Origin of the sequence: Nocardia sp. BMG51109, assembly GCF_000526215.1 — a bacterium.
GTDB lineage: Bacteria > Actinomycetota > Actinomycetes > Mycobacteriales > Mycobacteriaceae > Nocardia.
Genome location: NZ_JAFQ01000004.1, coordinates 1,856,232 through 1,882,245, shown reverse-complemented (window position 1 = coordinate 1,882,245; position 26,014 = coordinate 1,856,232). Strand labels below are relative to the sequence as shown.

Genomic DNA, 26,014 nt, shown 5'->3' with positions numbered 1-26,014 from the left:
GCCGATGAAGGTGGGGAGCGCGTGATTCAGCGCAGGAGATACGGCATGTTCACGGTGACGGCGCCGGTGGGACAGCGGGCCGCGCACGGACCGCAGTACCAGCACTCGTCGACGTGCATGTAGGCCTTGCCGTTGTCCGGGTTGATCGCCAGCGAATCCAGCGGGCAGATCTCCACGCACAGCGTGCATCCCTGGATGCACAGCGATTCGTCGATCGTCACCGGGACATCGGTGCGCTGGTTGACCATGGCCATTCAGATCAATCTCCAATCGGGGCTGTCGATCGGGCGAGACAGGCTGCCGCGCATCGTGATTCGGTCACCGCGCAGCCGGATGTACTCGAGATCCACCGGGCGGCCGTCCACCAACTTCGCCAGTCGTTCCAACAGCAGCAGTGCGCCACCCTCGGGCATCTGCAGCGCGGCCGCCGAATGCGCGTCGGCGTTGATGGCCTCGAGCACCAGGTCGGCGGAGTCCAGTGGGCCGCCGAGCTGCTCGATGAGCGCGAAGATGTCGTTGGTCTCCAGGTCGCGCTCGATCACCCGATCGCCGATATCGGGCACGAGGTAGGTGAGATCCAGGCTCAGCGGCAGATCCCCGAGATAGCGCAGCCGTTCCAGATAGACCGCCGGTTCGCCGGGCGCCAGGCGCAGCCGGCGGGCGACGGCCGGTGGCGGCGTGATCCGCCGCGCCGCCCGGACCTCGTTGCGGACCTCGCCGTGCTCGCGCAGCGTCTCCTTCAGGCCGCGCAGCGAGTCCAGGCCGTGTTCGTATTTGCGCTGCGCCACATGGGTTCCCACCTTCGGCGCGCGCTCGATCAGGCCCTCGTCCTTGAGGAGCGCCAGCGCGTCGCGAACGGTGTTGCGCGACACCGCGAATTCGGCGGTCAGCGCGGATTCGCCGGGCAGGGCGCGGTCGAAGACCCCGGCATGGATCTGCTGGCGCAGCACATCGGCGACGCGGCGGGCTCGATCCGCGCGGCGGACTCCGCGGTCGGCGGACCGGCCGCCCGCATCGGACGCGTCGTCGCCCGCACGGTGGCTCTCCGCTCCGCGGCCGCGGTGGGCGTCGTCGGCGTCGGGGACTCCGTCTGTGTCAGGGGCAGCGTCTGTGTCAGGGACTTCGTCGGCGTCAGGGGCATTGCCGGCATCGCGGATGTCGTCGATGCCCGGGATGTCGTCGGTACCGCGGATGACGTGGGCGCCGGAGAAGTTGCCGGTGCCGGTATCACGGGGGCTGTCGGCCCCCTGGGGATCGCCGGTAGCACGGCGGCCGTCGACACTGCGGAGTACGGCGCGCTGCGGCGCGGGTTGCGGCGTCACCATTTCTCCTCCCGCCGTTGACCTGCGATTTCCGAGAATAACGGCGGTTCGGGGTGCACCGGCGCGAAGCGTGCCCGGCCGCCGCGGGCGGCTTCGGTTATGCGCCGCTCACCGAGCGGCCGGTCCTGCTCGAATCACGGTGATTTCGGTCATTCCGCCACCCCCGTAGCGTGCGGGGCGAGTTGAAATCACGGTGAGCGAAACAGATGCATACCGCCTGGTCTGGCGTCATGCAGACATGGGATGTTAGCTTCGATGGCATGTCCAACAGCCGACCGATCGCCGCGCGGGTCACGTACATGACCGTCGCGCTCGGTGTGCGGCTGCCGCGGCAGCGGGAGCTGTGTTGCTCTCGGCCGCGCAGCTGAGAACCGCTCCCAAGCCGTTTTCCGGTTTCCTCCGGGCCCTTCTCGCTGCCTTGTTGCTGCAATAGTTCGATCTGTCCCGCGACCCGGGACCACAACAAGGATCCGCACATGACGAGCCCCACCCTCGAGCGAACGTCCGCCCAGACCGCCACCCGAGTGGTACCGCCGCGGCCGGCGGTACCACCCGAACTCCGCATCGCCGACAATCCGGCCTCGGCGGTGTTACGTGCCGCCACTCGCGGCCCGATCTTCCGCGACACCGCCGCCCAGACCACGGGCCTGAGCATCGCGACGGTGAATCGCCAAGTCTCCGCGCTACTTTCGGCCGGATTACTGCGCGAGCGCGCCGACCTCACCGCATCCGGAGCCGTCGGGCGCCCGCGGGTGCCCTTCGAGGTCGACACCGATACGTACGCCACCCTCGGCGTGCACATCGGCGCCACGGTGACCAGGATCATCGCCGCCGACCTGTCCGGCCGCATCCTCGGCGGCCTGGAGATCGCCACCCCGCAGGTCGGGCAGGAGGCCGCACTCACCATCATCGCCCGCAGCGCCAAGGCATTCCTGGACCGGTTGCCGCGCCGCCGTCCGCTGTGGACCGGCGTCGCGTTGGCCGGCCGGGTCGATCCCGCCGCCGGCGTGGTGGACCATCCGCGGCTGGACTGGCGGGCCGCGCCGGTGTCGGCGGTCTTCGGTTCGGTGCTCGACCTCCCGGTGTCGGTGTCCGCGCACGTGGAGGCCATGGCCGCGGCGGAGTTACTGCTCGCCCACGGCGGCAGCGACGGCGCACGGCCCGGTTCCAGCCTGTACGTCTACGCCCGGGAGACCGCGGGGATCGCGGTCACCCTGCACGACCGCGTGCACACCCCGACCAACGGCCCGGGGTCGATCGCGCACCTGCCCACCGGCTCCGAGGTGGAATGCCAGTGCGGCCGGCGCGGCTGCCTGGAGGCCACCGTCGGCGAGGCGGGGCTGCTGGCCCGCGCCGTGCGGGCCGGCATCGTGCCCAGGCGGGAGGCGCCGCGCCGCCCGATGATCGGCGACCTGTACCGGGCGGCCGAATCCGGTTCGGCGCCGGCGCGTGAGCTGCTGGTGGAGCGGGCCGAAATCCTCGGTCACGCAGCGGCTCTGGTGCGGGACATGTTCAATCCGGACCGGATCGTTCTGGGCGGCCAGGCGTTCACGGGTTATCGCCCCGGAATCGACCACGTACTGCGGGCTTTTGCGCAGGGCAGCACGCTGCCGCCGGCCGATCTGCGGCTCAGCCGGTTCGGCGGCCGGGTCCAGGAGCACGCCGCCGCGGTGACCGCGCTCAGCGTGTTCTACGCGGACCCACTGTCGGCCATGCGCCGAAGCATCCGCACCACCCGCTGACCGGGCTCCGGCCCCGCCATCCGACCGGGCACGAGCGGCGTTGTCGCACAACGCAACCGCCGCTCGTGCTCGTCGCGCAGCGCTCATCCGATGCCGCCGCGCGGGCCTGTCCCTTCGACCCCGCTAGACTAAGTGGAAGATTTTCGTCCATTTCCACAGGGTGAGGTGACGGCGGTGGCCGACGACTTGCGGGCCGATGCGCGGAGCAACCGGGACCAGATCCTGGCGGCGGCCGAGGTCGTGTTCCGGGAACAGGGCGTCGACGTGCCGATGAAGGAGATCGCCGATCGGGCCGGGGTCGGCGTCGGCACCCTCTACCGGCGGTTCCCGGACCGGGGCGCGCTGATCAGCGCGGCGGCGCGGTCCTACATCGGCGCGCTGGCCGAGCTGGCCGCCACGGCCCGGGACGAGGAGGACCGCGCCTGGCTCGCGCTGTGCCGGTTCCTGCGGGAATGCGCCGAATCGCGCCTGGGCGCCACGGCCTCCGCGATCGAACCGGCGCTGCAGGCCGACACCCGGGCGGATCCGGGCCTCACCGATATTCGCGCGAGCGTCGCCGAGCAGGTGGCCCGGTTGACGGCGCAGGCGCAGGTCGACGGCGACCTGCGCACCGATGTGGACGCCCAGGACGTGAGTCGCCTGATGTCCCTGCAGATCTACACCCGCCCCGACGAGCCGTACGCGGCGGCGGTGCGGCGGACGATGGACATCCTGCTGGACGGCCTGCGCGCCCGGTAGTGTGCGGAGGTGGCCGATCGACGACAACTCTCGGCGTCCGGACACACCGGCTTCGGGCGTCGCCTCCTCCTGCGAAGTGCGCTGGCTCTACCGCTGGCGGCATGCGCGAAGCCCGATGCCCCGGCGATCGTCCCGGCGGGGTCGGATCCGGTGTCCAGTGCCCGGGTCGATCCGGTGGCGGCCGAGGATCACTTCGCAGCGCTGGAGCGGAAATACGATGCGCGCCTGGGCGTCTACGCCATGGCGACCGGCACCTCGGTAGCCATCGCCTATCACGCGGACGATCCTTTCGCGTTCGCCTCGACCTACCAGACCCTCGCGGCCGCGGCCGTGCTGCGTCAGCGGCCGCTGTCCTATCTCGACACGGTGGTCAGATACGTTCCGGAGGACGTGAATTCGTTCTCCCCGGTGACCCGGGAGCATATCGAGACCGGCCTGACCATCCGCGAGTTGTGCGATGCCGCAGTGAGATTCGGCGACGGCACGGCGGCCGGCCTGCTGATGCGCGATATCGGCGGCCCGGAGCAGCTGACCGCCTACCTGCGCAGCCTGGGTGACACGGTGAGCCGGATCGACCTGTACGAGCCGGAACTGGGCGGCGTCGCACCCGGCGACCCGCGCGGCGCCACCACGCCGCGTGCCCTCGCGGCCGACTATCAGCAGATCGTGCTGCGCGCCGCGCTGGCTCCGCAACAGGAAGTGCTGCTGAAGGATTGGCTCGAGCACGGCACCACCGGCGCCGACACCATCCGGGCCGGTGTGCCCGCCGGCTGGACCGTGGCCGGTCAGGCCGGGCTGGGCGGCTATGGACGAGCCTGCGACGCCGCGGTCGTCCGGCCGCCGGGCGGCGCCCCGCTGGTGCTGACGGTCCTGACCGACCGGCCCGGCCCCGCCGACGAACCGCGGCCCGCGATGATCGCCGACGCGGCGAGGTATGTGATCGGTGCGCTCTACCGCACCCCGCGCTAACGGCGGGCGGCGCCGAACAGACCCTCCACCGCGGTGATGAAATACGGGAAGTGCCCGGCGAACCGGTGCAGATTGCGGTCGCGGTCGAAGCCGCCGAACCAGTACAGGCCGGGCTGCCGATCGGCCCCGGGGTTCAGCTCCCGGAAGGTGCGGATCCAGTTGTCGGCGCGCCCGCCGATCACACTGAACGGCAGCGCCCGGGAGAACACCAGCTCCTGATCGCCAGGCGGAACCCGGTCGGGCGCAAGCGAATCCAGTCCGCGTTGCAGCGCCCGCACCTGCCCGGCCAGCTCGCGGCCCGCGGCGGTGCGCTCCGGCAGGTAGCGCGGCAGCAGCAGCGCCGCCACCCCGCCGATCGCGATCGCGACGCCGACCAGCGCATGCCCGCTCGTCACCGCGAGCCCGATCGTCGTGCCGACACCGGCCACCACCAGCACCGCGCCCAGCCAGAACGCCGGGCCGCGGCGGGACCGATCGACCAGGGTGCCGCGGGTGAGGGCGTCGTCGCGCAGCGCGGCGGACACCGGCGCGCCGTTCACCCGGCCGCCGCCGCGCAGCTCCGAGACCAGCGCCGAATCGGTGCCGTCGGGCAGCAGCGCGCGGTAGACCGCCTGCTCGTAGGCGCGCAGTTGATCGTCGGCCGGATTGATGCGATCGATCCGCCAGTCCGAATCGCTGACGGGGGTGATCCAGATGTACCGGCGCACAGCGAGATCCACCACCGTGGCGGCCAGATCGCCCGGATCCGCCGAACCGTCCAGCAGCAGGCCTGCCTCGCCGGGCAGCACGCCGCCGGGCGAGACGAACTGTGCCTGCTTACCGCTGTGCTGCACCGGATCCAGCGTCTCGGTCACCGCGAGCGCCGCCGCGTCCTGTCGCCGCGCCCAGACCAGGTAGCCGCCGGCCGCGATCAGCGCCACCAGCAACACCCCGAACGCGGCCAGCACGGGCGTCGTGATCGCGAACGCGCTCGGCTCGTCGCCGCTGATGTCGGCGTTGGCGGGCACGGTGCCCGGCGGCAACTGCAGCGTGAGGTCGATGAGGTCGCCCTTGTGCAGGCCCTCCTTGTGCAGCGACAGCACGCCGTCCGGCTCCACCCGCACATCGGCGCACGGCTGCGGGGCATCGGCCGGGCCGATCTTGCAGTCGACGATGCCCATTTGATAGCTGGGACCGATCACCGAGGCGTCGATCGCGGCGACATCGGTGTTGAGAACGCCGCTCCAGCGGAAGATCTGGGTGCCCGGCGCATCGTTCACCGTGTTGTGCACGGTGTACTTGTACGACGATTCGCCGGGCTGCGCGTCGATGCCGAACCGGTCGCCGTCCACCTTCGCCGTGCCCGGCCCGGTGGCCGCGATATCGGTGACGGTGAATCGTCGTTCGCCCTTGTCCGCCAGCGCGACTCGCAGCGGGACGGCCATGTGGAACTCGCCGCCCGGTGGTACCTGTACAGTCTGGTCGACCCCCAGCAGACCCTGTTCGTTCAGTGTGATGTCGGCGTTGATCGTCACGCCGTCCGCCGGTTGCTGGGCCTGTGTCGAGGTGGCGAACAGACCCGCCAGAACTAGAAACAGAGCGCCCAGGGCGCCCCCCCGAATGATCAGCATGACGCCATAGCTTAGACAGCTTGCTATTCTGCGTCAGCGGCAGTCGTATACCAGAAAGAACCAGGGGGCACGGGGGAGTGAGCCAACCACCCTACGGATATGGTCCGATTCCTCCCGGGCGTCGCCCGCCCCCGCCGGGGCAGCAGCCTCCGCCGTACGGCCCGCCACCTGGCCCTCCGCCCGGTTATGCCCCGCCGCCCGGTTACGCTCCGCCGCCGGGGTACGGTCCGCCGCCCGGCTACGGCCCACCGCCCGGCTACCCCGTACCCGGTTACGGTCCGCCACCGGGTTACGGTGCCCCACCGCCGGTTCCGGGCTACCGCCCGCCGATGCCGCCACCGGCACCGTACGGCCCGCCCGGGCGGCCGCCGAAACGGAAGCGCCGCGGTGGCCCGGGCGCCATCCTGATCGTCCTGATCCTGATCGTGACCAGCGGGTTGGTGCGCACCGCGATTCGCACCGGCGTGGATGCGGCGCATTCCGGCGATCAGCCGAGCTACACCTACGCGCCGACGACGGGCCCCGGAAAGGATTCGGGCACAGCGGGCGTCGCATCGACCGACGCCAATCCGCTGGTGGCCGACCCGGGTTCGCCGCTCAACCCGGCCCGCTGTAACTACGCGCCGTGGAGCACGCAGGTCGACGCGGCGCGCAAGTTCTTCGAGAGCGCGGCGGGCTGTCTCGAACAGGCCTGGCGCCCGGTGCTGTCGGCGGCGAACCTGTCGTTCACCGCACCGAAGATCAACGTCACCGCCACCACGGCCGGGATCACCACCCCGTGCACGGGCACCAGCAGCAGTTTCGCGGCGTTCTACTGCGGGGCCGACCAGACCATCTACATGCCGGTCAGCCAGCTGCAGACCGAGATGTTCCGGGATCACTGGGAGATCTACCTGTCGGTGTTCGCCCACGAGTACGGGCATCACGTGCAGGCCCAGTCCGGAATCCTGCTGGAGGCCAACAAGCAGCGCCGCGAGGCCGGTACCCGCAGCGCCCGCGGCCTGGAGCTGTCCCGCCGGGTCGAGTTGCAGGCCAACTGTTTCGACGGCATGTTCGTCGCGGCCACGGCCGGCGGCGGCTCGCTGACCTCCTCGCAGACCGGCAACACCCGCGAAGACTCCTACGGTCGCGGCGACGCCCCCGGCGATATGCGCGATCACGGCTCCGCCCAGAACATGGGCGACTGGTGGAGCACGGGTTTCGACAAGAACAAGACCGCACAGTGCAATACGTTCCGAGCCCCCGCGAGCCAGGTGAATTGACCCGGATATGAACCAGCCTCCCGGATACCCGCCGCCGCACGGCTTTCCGCCGCCGGGCCGACCGCCCTACGGCCCGCCGCCCGGATACGGTCCGCCTCCTGGCTACGGTCCGCCTCCGGGATACGGTCAGCGCCCTCCGTACGGTCCGCCGCCGGGTTCCCCGTACGGCCCGCCGCTGCCGCCGCCCGGCTACTACGGGCGGCCCTATCCGCCACCGAGTTCGGGCGGCGGCGCGGTCGGCGCGGTATTCGGTGTGCTGCTGGTCTTCGCCGTGGTCGGCGCGCTGGTCGTCTTCGCCACCGTCGGCGCGAGCGAGAGCGAATCGTCCAAGCACTCCTACGATTCGCCGAGCTACACCTACACCGCACCGAGCGAAACCACGACGTCGAGCTACACCACGGCGTCGTCGAGCTCGGCATCGTCCACCACGACCACCCGGTCCACGACGACCCGGCGCAGCACCGCCGCGACGACCACGAAACCCGCAGGGCCGCAACCGGTCGTCGCCACCGGTGACAATCCGCTGTTCCGCGACCCCGATTCCGGTCTGGTCAACATCCAGTGCGGCTACCCGCAGTGGGGTTCCAGCGTCGCGGCGGCAACGGCGTTCTTCGAGGCCGCCAAGACCTGCCTGGACAACATGTGGAAGCCGGTGCTGCAGGCGGCCGGCCTGCCCTTCTTCAGCCCCACCGTCTCCGTCCCGGCCAAGGCGGTGAACGCGACCTCGCCGTGCACCAGTTCCGGGGGCAGCTTCGCGGCGTTCTACTGCTCGGCCAACCACACCATCTACATGCCGCTGGACACCATCCAGATCGAGGAGTACGGCGACGATTCGGTGATCTATCTGGGCGTCTTCGCCCACGAATACGGCCATCACGTCGAGGCGGTCAGCGGCGTCACGGCCAAGGAGAACAAGGACCGGCGTGAGGCGGGGCCGAGTTCGGCACGGGGGCTGGAGCTTTCGCGCCGTCATGAACTGCAGGCCGAATGCTTCGGCGGAATGTTCCTCGGCTCTTCCAATTTCGTCGGTACGGTGACCGACGACCAGGCGGGGCGCGTCATCCGCGACTCCTACACCCGCGGCGACCGTCCGGGCGATACCCGAGACCACGGCAGCAAGCAGAACTTCGGTGCCTGGCACGAGTACGGCTACACCAACAACCGCACCCAGAAGTGCAACACCTGGCTGGCCGCGGCCGCCGACGTCTCCTGAACGACTTTTCCTGAATTACGGTGCGGCCGTGGTCATTCGGTGTCGCGCAGCGGTGCCAGCCGCTGTGCCGCCTCGTCGGGCTCGGGCACCCCGCCCAGGATGTCGAGCACCAGGTGGCCGACGCACGTGGCCCCGAGCACGCGGCTGGCGAACTCCTCGGCATCGCCGAACGGCAGGTAGGGCTTGGCGATCAGCAGCGAGGCGACGCCGTGCGCGGCCGCCCACAGTTCCAGCACGACGGGCAGCGGATCACCGGGCGTGATGGTGCCGGCATCCATCGCCTCCCGGACGGTGTGCGAGAAGCGCTGGAACGCACCGCTGCCTATCACCAGGTCGACCGCGCGCGGACCTTGATCGGAGGTGGCCGCCATGGCGACCCGGTACTGGGCCGGATGCTCCAGGGCGAATCGCACATAGGCCATGCCCTGGTCGCGCATCCGGGTGACCGGCGAGACGCCGGGATCGGTGGCCGCGACCACCGCGGTGTCGAGATTCTCGAACACCTGCGCCACGGCCGTTTCGATGAGCGCGTTCTTGTCGGCGAAGTGCCGGTAGATCGACGGCGCGCTCACCCCGACGAGCTTGCCGACCTCGCGGATCGATACCGCATCGGCATTTCCGGTGCGTGCCAGCAACTCCCGGGTCGCGACCAGAATCTCCTCGCGCAACTGGGCGCCGCTGCCGCGGGCCGATCGCTGGCGTGGGCACATCACGGCCGGCCCACCGGCTCCGGTTCGGCGACCGCGCTCGGCTCCTCGTCCGACAGGCCGAACCGATCGTGCAACCGGGCGAGCGGTGCGGGCGCCCACCAGTTGACCGTCCCCAGCAGCTTCATCAGCGCCGGTACCAGCAGCCCGCGAATGATGGTGGCATCGGCGAGCACGGTCAGGGTCAGCCCGAGACCGAACATCTGCATGAAGGACACTTTCGAAGTAATCATGGCCCCCAACACGATAGCCATCAGAACCGCCGCAGCCGTGACGATCTTGCCGGTGCGGGCGACACCGATCGCCACCGACCGCAGATTGTCCGCCGCGGTGCGCTCGGATGACAGCCACGCCTCCCGGATCCGCGACAGCAGGAACACCTCGTAGTCCATCGACATCCCGAATGCCAAGCAGAACATCAGGATCGGCATCGTCGCCACCAGGTAGCCGGTCGGAGTGAAGCCCAGCAGGTCAGCGAACCGGCCGTCCTGGAAGATCCAGACCATCATCCCGAACATGGCGCTCAGCGAGAGCGAGTTGAGCACCAGCGCCTTCAGCGGGAGCACCACGCTGCCGGTGAACAGGAACAGCACGATGAAGGTGGACAGCGCGATCAGTGCGGCGGCGAGCGGCAGCCGCGCCCCCAGCGCGTGCAGGGTGTCGGTGTTGATCGCCGCGCCGCCGCCGAACAGCGCCGGTCCGGGGGCGGGCACGTCGCGCAGTTGTCGCAGCTGCTGCTCGCCCGCGGCCGAGTACGGATTGAATGTCGTTGTGACGGTGAGGTATTGGCCGGTATCGTTGGCCATTCCGGGTGGTGTGGGCGCGACCCGCGAGCCGGACACATAGACGCCCGGCCCGGACAGCACGGCCGATACCCCGTCCACCTTCGACAGCTCGGCCGCATAGCCACCCACCGCGGCCGGATCCCCGCGGTACCCGTTCAGCACGACAGTGGTCGCCGTTCCCGTGTTCACGGCCGGGAACTCGCTGCGCAGGACGTCGCCGACGGCCCGGCTCTCGGCGCCGGGCGGCAGCACCCGCTCGTCCGGGAAGCCGAATTTCACGCCCAGGAACGGCGCTCCGATCGCCAGCAGCACCGCGACGATCACCACCGCGACCGGAGCGGCCCGCCGCATCACCCAGGTCACCATGCGATACCACGCCGACCGCTCGGGCGGGACCGGCTCGGGCCGCGGCCGGCGCAGCATGCGCCGCAATGGAACTCGCAGGTCCCAGGCGTTCACCCGGTCGCCCAGCAGCACCAGCGCGGCCGGCAGGATCACGATCGACGCGGCGGCCGCGGCGGCCACCACGGCCACGCCGGCGTAGGCGAACGACCGCAGGAAGTACAGATCGAACACCGCCAGCGCGGCCAGCGCCAGCACCACCGTGAGCGCGGAGAACAGCACCGTGCGCCCGGCGGTCTGGACGGCGCGGATCGCGGCGTCGCGGTGGGTCAGGCCGCGCGCCAGTTCCTCCCGGAATCGGCTGACGATGAACAGGCTGTAGTCGATGGCCAGCGCCAGGCCCAGCGCGGTCGTCATGTTCAGCGCGTAGATCGACACGTCGGCGAACATCGTGAACGCTCGCAGGATCGCTATCGTGCCGACGATCGCGAACACCCCGATCAGCAGCGGCAGCGACGCCGCGATCACGCTGCCGAACACCAGCATCAGCACGATCGCCGTCAGCGGCACCGCGACCGCCTCGGCGATCGCAAGATCCTTGGTGACCTGGCTGTTCACCTCGTGATAGAGGATCGACTGGCCGCCCGCCTGCACCGTGACGCCCGGCGGCATATCGCCCAGCCCGGCCGCGATATCCGCGGCGGACCGCTGTGCCTTGTCGTCGCCGCCGGTGAGATAGGCGAGCACGAGCGCGCTCTTGCCGTCGGTGCTGCGCAGGGCGGACGCGACCTGAGGTGGGCTGGACCAATAGGAGCGGACGCCGACGGTATCGGGGCGGCCCTGCAACTGCTCGGTGATGTCGGTGGCGGCCGCTCGCGCGTCGGGGGCCTCGACGCCCTGGTCGGAGTGCACCAGTAGCACCAGGTTGGGCTCGGCGCCGCCGAAGTTGTCCGCCAACAGGCGGGTTACCTCGGAGGATTCGGAGGCGTCCGAGGTGAAGCCGCCGGATTTCAGGCCGCTGGTGACCGAGGCGCCGAATCCGGCGCACAGCAGCGCGAGGGCCAGCGCCGCGAGCAGGATCCCTTTCGGATACCGGGTGGCGGTCCGGGCGATGGTGGTCAGCATGAAGTGTGCTCCTCGATGCGGCCGTAAGGTAACAGCGTTAGCGTAACGCTGTTACCTTTACGGGTCGCAAGGGGCGCTGCCCGGGCAATCGAGTGATCCCGATCACATGCCGGTTACTTTCGGTCCCGATCGCCCTTTCCGTGCTGGTGGCCGGACAGTCCGCGCGGCGCGTGCCCGTGCACCCCCTCGGCGTAGGCGGTCTCGGCGTGCAGGGCGAAGTCGATGCCGGCGACCTCGTCCTCCCTGCTGACCCGGAAGCCCATCGTGCGATCGATCAGCTTGCCCAGCACGAACGACACCGCGAACGCCCACACCGCGACCACCAGCACCCCGACCGCCTGCTTGCCCAGCTGGGCGAGTCCGCCGCCATAGAACAGGCCGCGCGCGTCGCCGGTCATCACCCGGGTGGCGAGCAGGCCGATCAGCAGCGTGCCGACCACGCCGCCGGTGAAGTGCACGCCCACCACGTCGAGCGAATCGTCGTAGCCCGCCTTGAACTTCCACCCCACCGCGTAGGAACACACCACGCCCGCGGCCAGTCCCACGATCACCGCGCCGAGGGTGTTCACCGAACCGCACGCCGGTGTGATCGCCACCAGGCCGGCCACCACGCCCGAGGCCGCGCCGAAGGTGGTCGGGCGCCCGTCCCGAAGCTGTTCCACCGCAAGCCAGCCCAGCATGCCCAGGCAGCCGGCGACGAGCGTGTTCAGGAAGACCGCGGCGGCGGTTCCGTCGGCCGCCAGCGCCGATCCCGCGTTGAAGCCGAACCAGCCGAACCACAGGATGCCCGCGCCCAGCAGCACGAACGGCAGATTGTGCGGTCGCATCGCATCGAGCTTGAATCCGACGCGCGGGCCCAGGACCAGCGCCAGCGCCAATGCCGAGGCGCCCGAACCGATCTCGACGACCAGGCCGCCGGCGAAGTCCAGCGCGCCGAAGGAGGACAGCCAGCCGTCCGGGCCCCACACCCAATGTGCGATCGGCGCGTAGACCGCCAGCGTCCACAGCGGTACGAACACCATCCAGGCCGAGAACTTCGCCCGGTCCGCGATCGCGCCGCTGACCAGTGCCGCGGTCAGGATCGCGAAGGTGAGCTGGAATGTGGCGTACAGCAGTTCCGGTACCGAGTTGCGCACCGAGGACGGGCCGATCCCGACCATCCCGGCATGGGTGAGGTTGCCGATCAGCCCGCCGCCGGCATCGTCGCCGAAGGCGAACGCGTACCCGAGCAGCAGCCATGTCACCGTGACCAGCGGGATGGCGATGAAACTCATCATCAGCATGTTCAGCACGCCGGTGGAGCGCACCATGCCGCCGTAGAAGATGGCCAGTCCGGGCGTCATGAGCAGCACCAGTGCGGTGCCCGCCAACAGCCAGGCCGTGGCCGCGGGATCGATCGTCGGGGGCACGGGGTAACTCCTTCCGGCGCATTCTGCGTTGCAAGGAAGTTACCGAACGCTCACCGCGGGGGTCGGCCGAGCAGTGCTCCGGTGTGACACCCGCCGTCCCAGCGCGTGGGGTCGGCCCCGTCGTCACGCCGGAACGACGGGGAAGGCACATCGACCGGAATAACGGCGCGCGTTATGCGCCCGGGGACGGCAACGCCGATGCGACGGGCGGGCCGCCCTACTGTCGACGGGGCTTGCGGGTCAATGCGCGCAGCCCGCGCGGTCCGGGTACCGGCCGGTCGTCGCGCAGGGCCAGCCATTCGGCGGTGACCAGCCACTGCTGCTGGGCGCGGGCGTCGCCGGTGTCGTGGAACACCCGGCGGCCGCGGTCGTCGTGTGCGCCGCGGGCCAGCTCCGGCCAGTCGGGCGGGTGGCCGTGCTCGCGCTCGTGGGTCTCGAGGAATCCGGCTACCGCGGTGCCGATCGCGTTCACCGGGCGGCGCGAGACCCGTTTGCCGTATTCGTCGGAATGGAAACGCCTTGCGGCGCACAGCGACCGGGGTTCGGCATTGAATGCGATCCAGCCGGCCCGCTGCGCGCGTTCGATCAGCCACAGATGTTTGATCGCGTTGGGGGCGATATCGCCGACGCGCTCGCGGATCAGGGTGAGAACGGGATCGGTGCACAGAATGTCGCGGCGGGTCGGCCCGGTTCCGTGTTCCGCCCAGTAATCGTGGGTGGTGGTTGCCAGTACCCGGCCGAATTCATCGATACTGCGTTGTGCGCGCCTTCCCAGGCGTTCGATGCGTTCGGCCTCGGCACGCACCCGGTTCTGGGTTATCAGCGTCCGGATCGCCGCCATCGTCGGAACCTGGCCGCGCTCCAGCAACTCCAGAATGGCGCCGGAGGTCTGCGGATCGGCGGCGGCCGCCGCGGGCAGCGAATCGCGATCCAATGCGAAATCCCGCGGGCTGATCGCGCGGCTCAGTAGGCCGACCGCCGTTCGGTCACCGGCGAATTCGGTCTGTGAAAGCCAGGCGGTGGCAATGTCGTCACACGACGGCACGGTCGGCATTTCCTCCGGGGACGGAGCGGGAGGGCCCGGTGACGCCGTGGGGAGAACTCCCGCTGGGGTCGGTGGCTGGGATTCGGGTGGTTCGGATTTGGTTGTGCCCCGGTCGGGATGAGGGACCGACCGGGGCCACCAACCTGATGAAGGTTTGGCTACCGAAGTTGCCGGAACTCACGTTAGCCAGTCCATTGCAAGAAAATCCAACCGGGTTACGGGATCGTTATGTCCGCAACTTTGCGGACAAACGGGGCGGCGGTTCGGAACTTTCTGCGGAGCACCGCCGGAGAACGGTAGTCGGACGAATTCTGTTGTATATCTGATTTGTTGGGGGCACTGCCATACTCATCGGTCTGTTGTTGCAGTTGTAGCGGGTTGCGGGAATGGTCGCGGATCCGCTCCGCATCGTCCGGGCCGATGGATCGCGCAGCCCGGGCCGGCGGATCGCGCAGCCCGGGTCGGCGAGCCGTGACGACGCGGTCGGCGCTGTCGCACCTTGCCGGTACCCTCGGGCCGTGGCTCTGTACCGGAAGTACCGACCGGCAACGTTCGCAGAGGTGGTGGGGCAGGAGCACGTCACCGATCCGCTGAGCACCGCGCTCGACACCGGGCGGATCAGTCATGCCTACCTGTTCTCCGGCCCGCGCGGTTGCGGCAAGACCTCCTCGGCGCGCATCCTGGCGCGCTCGCTGAACTGCGTCGAGGGCCCGACGTCGCGGCCGTGCGGGGTGTGTTCGTCCTGCGTGGCGCTGGCACCGGGCGGCCCGGGCAATCTCGATGTCGTCGAGCTCGACGCGGCGAGCCACGGCGGCGTCGACGACACCCGCGAGCTGCGCGACCGGGCCTTCTACGCGCCGGCCGAGTCCCGCTATCGGGTGTTCATCGTCGACGAGGCGCACATGGTCACCACGGCCGGCTTCAACGCGCTGCTCAAGATCGTCGAGGAGCCGCCCGCCCATCTGATCTTCGTCTTCGCCACCACCGAGCCCGACAAGGTGCTGCCGACGATTCGCTCGCGCACCCATCACTATCCGTTCCGCCTGCTGCCCCCGGCGACGATGCGCGGCCTGCTCGGCACGATCTGCGAGCAGGAGGGCGTGGCGGTCGAGGAGGCGGTCTACCCGCTGGTCATCCGGGCCGGCGGGGGTTCCCCGCGAGACAGCCTGAGCGTGCTGGACCAGTTGCTGGCCGGCGCCGGCCCCGAGGGCATCACCTACCAGCGCGCGCTCGCGCTGCTCGGCGTCACCGATATCGCCCTGATCGATGAGGCCGTCGAGGCGCTGGCGGGCGACGACGGCGCCGCGCTGTTCGGCACCGTCGACAGGGTGGTCGAGGCGGGGCACGATCCGCGCCGCTTCGCCACCGATCTGCTGGAGCGGATGCGTGACCTGATCCTGCTCCGCGCGGTGCCCGACGCGGCCGACCGCAACCTGGTCACCGGCCCCGGCGACGTGCTCGACCGCATGCGCGACCAGGCCGCCCGCATCGGCCCCGGCACCCTGACCCGCTATGCCGAGTTGCTGCACGAGGGCCTGGGCGAAATGCGCGGTGCCACCGCCCCGCGCCTGCTGCTCGAGGTCGTCTGCGCCCGCATGCTGCTGCCCTCGGTCTCCGATACCGAATCCGCCACCCTGCAACGCCTGGAGCGCCTGGAGCGCGGAGTGGCCGGCGGTGCCCTCCCGCCCGCCTCCGGCGGCGGCCCGGGATCCGGAGGAGGATCTCGCGCCGCAGGTGGCGGGGCTCCGTCCGCCGGAACCGGCGCGCCGGGGTCGACGGCCGAAACCACGGCGTCCTCCGGCGGCAGCCGCCGCCGCGGCGCCGAGGCGCTGGCGGCGATACGTGCCGAAAAGTCCGGTGACCCGGCACAGTCGGGCACCGGTTCGGCGCAGCGCGGTGGTCCGGAGGGTGCCGGGCCGCGTGATGCCGGCGATTCGGCGGGGGCCACACGTCCGGAACGGTCTACGGCCGCGGGTTCGGAGGGCACCGGCGGTTCGGCGGGAGCCGGCCGCACAGGGGAATCGCCCGGAGGCTCCGGGAGCGTCACCGGATCGGTGCAACCGGGCCACCCGGGGGAGTCGTCGCCCGCGAAGACGGATAGCGGCACACGATCATCCGATGTCCGGCAATCGGGTGCCGCACAGGCCACCGAACAGCGACCTCACCCGGCACAGCGCGCGCAGACCCCCGCCGGGCCGGAGGACGGGGGACCGCAACAGGGCCGGGTACCGGGCGATTCTCCGGCCGAAGCGGACGGGGGCGTAACGGCTGCCGATCCCGCGCTCGAGGTACCGTCGCCCACGTCCGGCTCGGCGTCGCATGCGGAACAGGATGCGGCGCAACAGGTTCGTCGTGCGGACGGCCTCGGCACCGCCACGGCTGCCGACACGGTCGAATCGCCCGCCGGCTCCGATACCCCCGCCGCCTCGCCGGAAGACACCTCGGCCGGGGTGCAGCCGGAGGGCCGAGACGGACAACCCGGCTCCGACCCGTCTGCTCCCCGGGCCGGGGCGCGGTCGGAGGGCCGAGACGGACAATCCGGCGCTGAGCCGTCTGCTCCCAGGGCGGGGTCGCAGTCGGCCGGACGAGCCGATCGGTCCGGGGCGCGGTCGGAGGACCGGGACGCGCAGTCCGGTGCCGAGGCATCTGTGCCCGCGGCCGAGTTGCCCGGGCAGGACGGTGCTACCGCAGGCGGGAGCGGCCGCGCGGCCTCCGGCAACCAGGATGTGCGACCCGGCTCCGCAGGGGCGCAGGACGATTCGACGACCGGTTCGGGCAATTCCGCGGCAGCGCCGCAATCGGGCGGGCGGCCCTCGGGCGTCGCCCCCGATATGGTCTCCGCGCAGCAGGATTCGTCGGTGGATGAGGGTCGCGGCGGTGTACCCGCCGATCCGTCACCGGACGATTCCGTCGGTCTCGATCACGGTATCCAGCCGGGTTCCCCAGGGGGGCCTGCCGATTCGGTGGCCGGCGCGGGTGATTTCGGAGCGGATTCGGTGTCGCGGCCCGCCGGCACGTCCTCGGATTCCGCCTCCGGGGCCCCCGGTGTCGCCGCAGCCGACGCGGTTCGGCCGAGTACCGAATCTCCGGTGCTCCAGGATGATTCGAGTGACACCGTAGCGGGTGTCAGCGGTGCCGCGAACGCCGATATGGCGCAATCGGTTCCGGGCCAGGACGCAAGCGGCACGGCGGCGGCGGCCGATCCGGGCGAGGCGGGTTCCGAACCGGGGGCCGGCTCCTCTTCCGGTGGGCCGGTCGAGGCGGCGGACGCGCCGTCGCCCGCGCCCGCGGGCGATCTCGTGCACGAGATCGAGGCGCAGTGGGGGGAGATCCGGGCCAAGGTGCGGGAGTTCGGGGCCGCCGTGCATGCGCTGCTGTCGGGGGCGTCGGTGGCGCGGGTGGACGGCGACACCATCGTGTTCGCGCATCAGCACGCGCCCTTGGCGCAGCGACTGTCGAATCCGAAGTATGTCGAGGCCGTGCAGGCGGCGGTGCATGCGGTGCTGGGCCGCGAGTTCGGCGTGCGCTGGGAGGTCGGCTCGGGCGAGGGCCGGGCGCCGAACCCCGCGCAGGCGAATCGCGGCTCCGCCGGTCCCGCACCCGGTGCTGGAGGTCCCGCGCGCGGCGCTACCCCGGTGCAGTCCGAGCCCCCGCGCTACACCCGTCCGAGTCGGACGAAGGCGGCGAATCCGGAAACTCCGGCCGATGCGCCCGCGGCGCGCGGCCGTGAGTCGGGCCCGGCGGCCGCCGATTCCGGCACTCGCTCCGCGCCCGCCGACGACTCCGATTCCCCGCCGGACGACTCCATACCGCTGCCGGACGGCCCGGATCTGCCCGAGGATCCCGGCCCTGCCGACTACTCGCCGGTAGGTTATGACAGTGTCCCACCTGCGTCGACGGCGGAGGAGGAGCAGGAGATGCTCGCGGAGTCGGCCCGCCCGGCCCCGCCGGGCGACCGCCGCGACCCCGATGAGGTGGCCTTGGAGTTGCTGACGGCTGAGTTGGGCGCCACACGGCTGGAGGGTTGACAGACACCCGCCCGACGACCTTAAGTTAACCGGAGTTCGCATCCGGCTGTACTATGAACGGGTGGTCGTCAGCAGCGGTGCTACGAGGTTCTATGGTGTGCCCGGGCATACGGGCGGCCGGAGCGTGCGTGGGCCGGTGCGTGCCGACGTTTGTACAGCGTCAACACGCGGTGCGAGCGACGGTCCCGGAGGCCCCGGCCTGTGTAACCCACGCAGGGCCCCCGGGAGAGCACCGCACAACGAACACGGTCGGTCGCATGACCGGTCGGCGAGGTTACCTGCGGCGATGCCGGGCACTGCGGTGTCGCCTCAGCCTTAAGGAAGGAATGACTCCGTTATGACCACAGAGGCCTACATCTACGAGGCCATTCGCACTCCGCGAGGCCGGAACAAGAAGGGCTCGCTGCACTCGGTCAAGCCGATCGATCTGACGACCGGTCTGGTCAAGGAGCTGCGTAACCGCTTCCCGAACCTGGACGAGGAACGCATCTCGGACGTCGTCCTGGGTGTCGTGTCCCCGATCGGCGACCAGGGCGCCGATATCGCCCGCACCACCGTGCTGACCTCCGGCCTGCCCGAGACCGTCGGCGGCACCCAGATCAACCGCTTCTGCGCGTCCGGCCTGGAGGCCGTCAACCTCGCCGCCCAGAAGGTCCGCTCCGGTTTCGAGGATCTGGTCATCGCCGGCGGCGTCGAGTCGATGTCGCGCGTGCCGATGGGGTCCGACGGCGGCGCCATGTTCGCCGACCCGTGGACCAGCTACGAGAGCTACATCGTCCCGCAGGGCATCTCCGCCGACCTGATCGCGACCATCGAGGGCTTCAGCCGCGAGGACGTCGACGCCTACGCGGTGCGGTCGCAGGAGCGCGCGGCGGCGGCGTGGACCGGCGGCTACTTCGCCAAGTCGGTCGTCCCGGTCAAGGACATGAACGGCCTGACCGTGCTGGACCGCGACGAGCACATGCGTCCGGGCACCACCCTGGAGGACCTGGCCAAGCTCAACCCGTCGTTCTCCATGGTCGGCGAGATGGGCGGCTTCGACGCGGTCGCGCTGCAGAAGTACCACTTCGTGGAGAAGATCAACCACGTGCACCACGGCGGCAACAGCTCCGGCATCGTCGACGGCGCGGCCCTCCTGCTGGTCGGCAACGAGGAGGCGGGCAAGGCGTCCGGCCTGACCCCGCGCGCCCGCATCGTCTCGACCGGCATCAGCGGCGCCGACGCCACCATCATGCTGACCGGCCCCACCCCGGCCGCCCAGAAGGCGCTGGCCAAGGCCGGCCTGAGCGTCGACGATATCGACCTGTTCGAGCTCAACGAGGCCTTCGCCTCGGTCGTCCTGAAGTTCCAGAAGGATCTGAACATCCCGGACGAGAAGCTGAACGTCAACGGCGGCGCCATCGCCATGGGCCACCCGCTGGGCGCCACCGGCGCGATGATCACCGGCACCATGGTCGACGAGCTGGAACGCCGCAACGCCCGCTACGCCCTGGTGACCCTGTGCATCGGCGGCGGCATGGGTGTGGCCACCATCATCGAGCGCGTCTGACGCCCCGAGACTCACAGGAGAGACGAAAACACATGACCGACAACATGATTGCCTGGGAGAAGGACGCCGACGGCATCGTCGTGTTGACCATGGACGACCCGAACCAGGGCGCCAACACGATGAACGAGCTCTACAAGAAGTCGATGACGGCCACCGTCGATCGGCTGGAGGCCGAGAAGGACGACATCGCCGGTGTCGTCATCACCTCCGCGAAGAAGACGTTCTTCGCCGGCGGCGACTTGAAGAACATGATGCACGTCGGCCCGAACGACGCCCAGGCCCTGATGGACGAGCTGACCGAGATCAAGTCCGCGCTGCGCCGCCTGGAGCAGCTGGGCAAGCCGGTCGTCTCCGCCGTCAACGGCGCCGCCCTCGGTGGCGGCCTGGAGATCACGCTGGCCACCCACCACCGCATCGCCGCCGACGTGAAGGGCCTCAAGATCGGCCTGCCCGAGGTGAAGCTGGGCCTGCTGCCGGCCGGTGGCGGCGTCACCCGCACCGTGCGCATGTTCGGCATCCAGAGCGCGCTGCTGCAGATCCTGCTGGAGGGCAAGGAGTTCGACGCCGAGAAGGCCAAGGGCATCGGCCTGGTCGACGAGGTCGTCGGCTCGATCGAGGAGCTGGTCCCGGCCGCCAAGGCGTGGATCAAGGCCAACCCCGACAAGGGCGTGCAGCCCTGGGACGTCAAGGGCTACAAGATCCCGGGCGGCACACCGTCCAGCCCGTCGCTGGCCGCGAACCTCCCGGCCTTCCCGGCGAACCTGCGCAAGCAGCTCAAGGGCGCCAACATGCCGGCCCCGAAGAACATCATGTCCGCCGCCATCGAGGGCGCGCAGGTCGACTTCGACAACGCCTCGCTGATCGAGTCGCGCTACTTCGTCAACCTGCTCACCGGCCCGGTCGCGAAGAACATGATCCAGGCGTTCTTCTTCGACCTGCAGTCCATCAACAACGGTGGTTCGCGGCCGAAGGACGTGCCGAAGCGCGAGATCAAGAAGGTCGGCGTGCTCGGCGCCGGCATGATGGGCGCGGGCATCGCCTACGTCTCGGCCAAGGCCGGGTACGAGGTCGTGCTGAAGGACGTCTCGCAGGAGGCGGCCGAGCGCGGCAAGGGCTACTCGGTGAAGATCGAGGAGAAGGCCCTGTCCAAGGGCCGGACCACCGAGGAGAAGTCCAAGGCGCTGCTGGACCGCATCCATCCGACCGCCGAGGCCAAGGATCTCGAGGGCGTCGACTTCGTGATCGAGGCGGTCTTCGAGAACACCGAGCTCAAGCACAAGGTGTTCCAGGAGATCGAGGACATCGTCACCCCCGACGCGCTGCTCGGCTCGAACACCTCCACGCTGCCGATCACCGGTCTCGCGGCCGGTGTGAAGCGGGAGCAGGACTTCATCGGCATCCACTTCTTCTCGCCGGTCGACAAGATGCCGCTGGTGGAGATCATCAAGGGTGAGAAGACCTCCGACGAGGCGCTGGCCCGGGTGTTCGACTACACCCTGGCGATCCGCAAGACCCCGATCGTGGTCAACGACAGCCGCGGCTTCTTCACCTCGCGCGTGATCGGCACCTTCGTCAACGAGGCGATCGCCATGCTGAAGGAGGGCATCGACCCGCAGACCATCGAGCAGTCGGGTCTGCAGGCCGGCTACCCGGCGGCGCCGCTGCAGCTGTCGGACGAGCTGAACATGAAGCTCATGCAGAAGATCGCCACCGAGACGCTGGAGGCCGCGAAGGCCGGCGATACGAAGCTGGGCACCGAGCGGCATCCGGCGCAGGACGTCATCGACTACATGGTCGGTGAGGGCCGTCCGGGCCGGCTGGAGAAGGCCGGCTTCTACGAGTACGACGAGAACGGCAAGCGCCTGGGCATCTGGTCCGGTCTGCGCGAGCACTTCGAGACCGGCACCGAAGACAAGGTCCCGTTCCAGGACCTGATCGACCGGCAGCTGTTCATCGAGGCCATCGAGACCCAGAAGTGCTTCGACGAGGGCGTGCTCGAGACCACCGCCGACGCCAACATCGGTTCGATCTTCGGCATCGGCTACCCGGCCTGGACCGGTGGTGTGCACCAGTTCATCGTCGGCTACCCCGGTGGACAGGAGGCCTTCGTGGCCCGCGCCGACGAGCTGGCCGCCAAGTACGGCAAGCGGTTCGAGGTGCCGAGCTCGCTGCGCAAGTAGACCCGTTGTCCCGGCACCTCGGGTGCCGGGACGCTCCTCGTACGCAGGTACGGCCCGGATCACGGGTTTTCGTGGTCCGGGCCGTGCTGTGTCCGAAGGGGTTTCGTCCGGGCCGGTCAGCCCCGCCGCGCGGGGCGAATTACCACCGCACGACTGTGGTCCGCGCTACGTTGGAATGAGCGCGGAACGTTCGAGGTGGTGCTATGAACCCGCATACGGGCAAGGTCCGCGGCACCGATCCTCCCGCCGAATCGAACACGCAGCGATATCCGGCGATCGGTGTCGCCGACGAGCTCGCGGCGTTCGGGCTGTACGGCGCCGAGGAGATCGGCCGCGGTGGCTTCGGGATCGTCTATCGCTGTGCCCAGCGCGCCCTGGACCGCGTCGTGGCGGTGAAGGTGCTCTCGTCGGAGATCGATGTGGAGAGCCGGGAGCGGTTCCTGCGCGAGGAGCATGCGATGGGCCGGCTGTCCGGCCATCCGAACATCGTCGATGTGCTCCAGGTGGACGTGACCGCCAGCGGCCTGCCGTTCCTCGTGATGCCGTACGCCACGCACGGGTCGCTGGAGCGTCTGATCCGCGATTACGGCCCGCTGAACTGGTCGGATTCGTTGCGGGTCGGGGTGAAGCTGGCCGGGGCGATCGAGAGCGCGCACCGGGTCGACGTGCTGCATCGCGACGTAAAACCGGCGAACGTGCTGCTGAGCCGCTACGGCGAACCGCAGCTGACCGATTTCGGCATCGCCCGGATACCGGGCGGATTCCGCACCTCCACCAGCATGATCACCGGCTCGCCCGCCTTCACCGCGCCCGAGGTGCTCAAGGGCGACGAACCGACCGCGCGCTCGGACGTCTACGGCCTCGGCGCCACCCTGTTCGCGCTGCTGACCGGGCATGCGGCCTTCGAGCGGCAGTCCGGCGAGAAGGTCGTGGCGCAATTTCTGCGGATCACCACCCAGCCCATTCCGGACCTGCGTGAGCAGGACATTCCGCCGGGCGTGGCCGACGCGATCGAACGTGCCATGGCGGCCGATCCGGCCGAACGCCCGGCCTCGGCGCTGGAACTGGGTGAGCTGCTGCGGCTCGAGCAACGCGAGCGGGGGCAGCTGCCCGACGACATGGCGCTGCTGGATCCCGGGGCCGAGACCGACGAGACCGGCGATTCGGGGTGGTCGGCGCATCCGTCGCTGCGCCCGCTGCCGCGCGGCTCGACGACGCTGCGGCCACCGGAGCCGTCCAGGCCGCCCGCCGAGCCCGGAGCGGCGACATCCGCTGCCGAGCCCGGAGCGGCGACATCGGCTGCCGAGCCTGGAGCGGCGACATCCGCTGCCGAGCCCGGAGCGGCGACATCCGCTGCCGAGTCGGAAGGGGTGGTGTCCGCTGCCGAGCCGGGGGCGGCGACGTCTGCTGCCGAGCCGGGAGCGGTCACCCGGAGCATGCCGCCCACGGCCGCCACCAAGTTCCGGCCGCCGACCCCGGCACGGGCGCCGGTCGAGCGGCCGCGGCTGCTGGACATTCTGCGCGCGGCCGACCGCCGTCGGCTCGCGGTGATCCACGGCCCGGCCGGATTCGGTAAGAGCATCGTCGCCGCGCAGTGGCGGTCCGAGCTCGTCTCCGGCGGAACGGCGGTGGCCTGGATCGGCGTCGACCACGACGACGACAACGAGGTCTGGTTCGTCGCGCACCTCGTGCAGGCGATCCGCCGGATGTGCCCGGATATCGGCGCCGGGCTCGAACAGGTGCTGGAGGAACGTTCCGCCGAGGCGGTGCCGTACGCGATCTCGACGCTGATCGACGAGATCCACGCCGCCGGGCGCCCGGTCGTGGTGGTGGTCGACGACTGGGACCGGATCACCGACGCCGGCGCCCAGCGGGCGATGGATACGTTGCTGGAGAACGCATGTCATCACCTGCGGTTCGTGGTCACCACCCGGGAGCCGGCCGGGCTGCCGCTGAGCAGGCTGCGCGTGCGCGACGAGGTGGTCGAGATCGGGTGTGAGGAACTGCGCCTGACGCCGGCCGAGACCCGGCAGATCCTGGTGGAGCGCAACGGTTTCCGGCTCACCGACGAGCAGGTCGAGCAGATCCGCACCGCCGCGGACGGGTGGCCGGCGGCCATCCAGCTGGTCAGCCTGTCGCTGCGCGGCGGCCGGCCGATCCGGAGACCGATACCGAGGCGTTGCGCGAGGTGGATCCGGAGCAGTTGATCGCGCATCTGTCCGGCGGCAACCAGTCGATTCGCGAGTATCTGTCCGACAACGTGCTCGACGCCCTCGACGAGCGCATGCTCGAGTTCCTGATGTCGATCTCGGTGACCGAGAAGGTCAGCGGCGCGCTGGCAGCGGCGCTGAGCGGGGAGCCGGATGCCGAGCAGATGCTCGAGCAGGCGCAGCAGCGGGAGCTGTTCGTCGGTCGCGTCGAGCAGGATCCGGAGCTGTTCCGGATCCAGCCGTTGTTCGCCGAGCAGCTGCGCATCCGGCTGGACCGGATGCATCCCGGCAAGCTGAAGTCGTTGCACCGCAAGGCATCCTGGTGGTATGCCGAGCACCAGCTGGTGCGCAAGTCGGTGGAGCACGCGCTGGCGGCCGCCGATCTGAAGCTGGCGCTGGACCTGCTGGAGAACGGCGGCATGGATCTGATCGACACCTCCCGGCTGGCCACGCTGCTGGGTACCGTGTCGAAACTTCCCGTGCAGCAGGTGGCCTCGCGGTCGAAGCTGCTGATGGCGCTGGCGCGGGCCAATGTCAACCTGCAGCAGTCCGGGGCCGCCCGCACCGCCCTGGGGCGGTTGTCGAACATGCTGGCGCGCAGTTCGCCGAACGACGCCGAGACGGTGCGGCAGCGGTGCGAGGCCGCAGTACTGGGCGCCGCCGATCAGGTGGCGCGCGACCGCATCGACGGTGTGCCGGAACGGGTGTCGGACTGCCTGCGGCTGGCCGGCGAACTGCCGCCGTGGACGGTGTCGACGGCGGCCAACCTGGTGTCGTTCGTGCGGCTGTGCGAGTTCGACTTCGACGGCGCGCGGGAGATGCAGGACTGGGCCGCGCCGTACCACGACCGCTCCAAGGATCCGCTCGGCGCCGTGCTCGGCATGCTGGGTAAGGGCGCCGCCGCCTACGAGCAGCTCGATATCGACACGGCCACCCGGTGTTTCGAGCAGGCATGGCAGACCGCCCGGGACCGCGGGGGTCCGCGGTCGCATGCGGTGCGGGTGGCGGCGGCCATGCTCGGCGAGGTCACCTATCGGCGCGGCGATCTGGATTCCGCCGAGCGCCTGCTGGATCAGAGCCATCAGCTGGTGGCCCGGGTGGGCCCGGTCGACTTCCTGATCACGACCTTCGTGGTGGGCGCGCGGGTCAAGGCGGTGCTCGGCGATACGGCGACCGCCGTCGCCCGCCTGGACGAAGGGGCGCGAATCGCCGCCGATCGCAAGCTGACCCGGCTCGCCGCGCACGTCCGCGCCGAACGCCGGCGGCTCGAGCTACCGGGCGACCAGGTCACCGGCGCGGTGGCCGATTCGGCGATCCGGCCGGTCCGGCTCAGCACGGGAACGGCCGCGCTGGCGGCGGAGGCCGAGGAGATCGCGAGCATCCGCGACCTGCTGTTCCGCCACTATCGCGGCGGCGCGGACGTTCTCGGCGACGATCCGCTCCCGCTGGGCACCACCGACACCGCGGTCAAGCGCGCCCGCGCCCTGCGCGGCCGGGTGACCGAAAAGCACCGCCCCCGTGCGGAATTGGATACGGCGCTGTTGCTGTCCGAATGCCTGTCGGCGGCGGGCTCGACCGGTGAGGCGATCGCCACGCTCACCCCGGCCGTCGCCCGCTGCGCCCGATTGGGTTGGCCGAGACCACTTCTGGACGCCGGCCCGGGAGTGCTCACGCTCCTGCACACCCTGCGCGACGACATGCTGCTGGGCGCCGAACACACCGAAGTCCCCGACATCCCCAGGAAATTCCTCGATTCCCTGCTGTGAGCAAATCGGCGG

At 70.2% G+C, this 26,014-nt stretch carries 16 protein-coding genes and 1 pseudogene; 10 read left to right on the top strand and 7 right to left on the bottom strand.

The genetic code is table 11. The features are described from left to right. Positions 1 to 26: 26 nt before the first annotated feature. Together D892_RS0109860 and D892_RS40805 are read right to left on the bottom strand one after the other, a co-directional pair. Complete coding sequence (locus D892_RS0109860) at positions 27 to 254, bottom strand: ferredoxin family protein (RefSeq protein ID WP_024801080.1); 228 nt, start codon at positions 252 to 254, stop codon at positions 27 to 29. After that, positions 255 to 989: pseudogene (locus tag D892_RS40805) on the bottom strand (GntR family transcriptional regulator); the annotation flags it as partial. Between the two features lie 809 nt (positions 990 to 1,798). Here D892_RS40805 and D892_RS0109845 point away from each other — a divergent pair. The 3 genes from D892_RS0109845 to bla all read left to right on the top strand — a co-directional run bounded on the left by D892_RS0109845 (position 1,799) and on the right by bla (position 4,771). Next, positions 1,799 to 3,064, top strand: a complete 1,266-nt coding sequence (locus D892_RS0109845; RefSeq protein ID WP_024801078.1) for an ROK family protein — start codon at positions 1,799 to 1,801, stop codon at positions 3,062 to 3,064. A gap of 174 nt (positions 3,065 to 3,238) precedes the next feature. Continuing rightward, on the top strand, positions 3,239 to 3,802 hold the full coding sequence (locus D892_RS0109840; protein WP_198036868.1) for a TetR/AcrR family transcriptional regulator: 564 nt from the start codon (positions 3,239 to 3,241) through the stop codon (positions 3,800 to 3,802). Positions 3,803 to 3,811: 9 nt separating this feature from the next. Next, positions 3,812 to 4,771, top strand: a complete 960-nt coding sequence (bla, locus tag D892_RS0109835; protein WP_024801076.1) for a class A beta-lactamase — start codon at positions 3,812 to 3,814, stop codon at positions 4,769 to 4,771. On the opposite strand, the gene D892_RS0109830 is transcribed toward bla, so the two are convergent. Continuing rightward, complete coding sequence (locus D892_RS0109830; protein ID WP_024801075.1) at positions 4,768 to 6,381, bottom strand: DUF2207 domain-containing protein; 1,614 nt, start codon at positions 6,379 to 6,381, stop codon at positions 4,768 to 4,770. The two genes, bla and D892_RS0109830, sit on opposite strands and share 4 nt — an antisense overlap. A gap of 329 nt (positions 6,382 to 6,710) precedes the next feature. On the opposite strand from D892_RS0109830, the gene D892_RS0109825 reads away from it, so the two are divergent. Together D892_RS0109825 and D892_RS0109820 are read left to right on the top strand one after the other, a co-directional pair. Then, complete coding sequence (locus tag D892_RS0109825; protein ID WP_024801074.1) at positions 6,711 to 7,643, top strand: neutral zinc metallopeptidase; 933 nt, start codon at positions 6,711 to 6,713, stop codon at positions 7,641 to 7,643. A gap of 7 nt (positions 7,644 to 7,650) precedes the next feature. Then, complete coding sequence (locus tag D892_RS0109820) at positions 7,651 to 8,856, top strand: neutral zinc metallopeptidase (protein WP_063629950.1); 1,206 nt, start codon at positions 7,651 to 7,653, stop codon at positions 8,854 to 8,856. A gap of 32 nt (positions 8,857 to 8,888) precedes the next feature. Here D892_RS0109820 and D892_RS0109815 read toward each other — a convergent pair whose 3' ends face one another. The 4 genes from D892_RS0109815 to D892_RS0109800 form a co-directional block, all read right to left on the bottom strand. Then, complete coding sequence (locus D892_RS0109815; RefSeq protein WP_024801072.1) at positions 8,889 to 9,566, bottom strand: TetR/AcrR family transcriptional regulator; 678 nt, start codon at positions 9,564 to 9,566, stop codon at positions 8,889 to 8,891. Beyond that, positions 9,566 to 11,815 (bottom strand): MMPL family transporter, encoded by a 2,250-nt coding sequence (locus D892_RS0109810; protein WP_024801071.1) that lies wholly within the window; start codon positions 11,813 to 11,815, stop codon positions 9,566 to 9,568. Before D892_RS0109810 ends, D892_RS0109815 begins: the two co-directional genes overlap by 1 nt. Positions 11,816 to 11,928: 113 nt before the next feature. After that, the gene (locus D892_RS0109805) at positions 11,929 to 13,224 is read right to left on the bottom strand and encodes an ammonium transporter (protein WP_024801070.1); all 1,296 of its coding nucleotides are present in this window, start codon (positions 13,222 to 13,224) and stop codon (positions 11,929 to 11,931) included. A gap of 217 nt (positions 13,225 to 13,441) precedes the next feature. Next, a complete protein-coding gene (locus D892_RS0109800) occupies positions 13,442 to 14,278 on the bottom strand; it encodes a hypothetical protein (protein ID WP_232236045.1) in 837 nt (278 codons plus the stop codon). Positions 14,279 to 14,787: 509 nt separating this feature from the next. Between D892_RS0109800 and D892_RS49565 the strand changes: the two genes are divergently transcribed. The 5 genes from D892_RS49565 to D892_RS46505 all read left to right on the top strand — a co-directional run bounded on the left by D892_RS49565 (position 14,788) and on the right by D892_RS46505 (position 26,002). Continuing rightward, on the top strand, positions 14,788 to 18,297 hold the full coding sequence (locus D892_RS49565) for a DNA polymerase III subunit gamma and tau (protein ID WP_024801068.1): 3,510 nt from the start codon (positions 14,788 to 14,790) through the stop codon (positions 18,295 to 18,297). Between the two features lie 337 nt (positions 18,298 to 18,634). Continuing rightward, positions 18,635 to 19,846 (top strand): acetyl-CoA C-acetyltransferase, encoded by a 1,212-nt coding sequence (locus D892_RS0109790; protein ID WP_024801067.1) that lies wholly within the window; start codon positions 18,635 to 18,637, stop codon positions 19,844 to 19,846. Positions 19,847 to 19,878: 32 nt separating this feature from the next. Further along, on the top strand, positions 19,879 to 22,026 hold the full coding sequence (locus D892_RS0109785) for a 3-hydroxyacyl-CoA dehydrogenase NAD-binding domain-containing protein (protein WP_024801066.1): 2,148 nt from the start codon (positions 19,879 to 19,881) through the stop codon (positions 22,024 to 22,026). 203 nt (positions 22,027 to 22,229) lie between these two features. Beyond that, complete coding sequence (locus D892_RS49560; RefSeq protein WP_063629949.1) at positions 22,230 to 24,233, top strand: protein kinase; 2,004 nt, start codon at positions 22,230 to 22,232, stop codon at positions 24,231 to 24,233. Beyond that, complete coding sequence (locus D892_RS46505; protein WP_232236316.1) at positions 24,215 to 26,002, top strand: hypothetical protein; 1,788 nt, start codon at positions 24,215 to 24,217, stop codon at positions 26,000 to 26,002. The genes D892_RS49560 and D892_RS46505 overlap by 19 nt, the downstream gene beginning before the upstream one ends. The last annotated feature ends 12 nt before the right edge of the window (positions 26,003 to 26,014 follow it).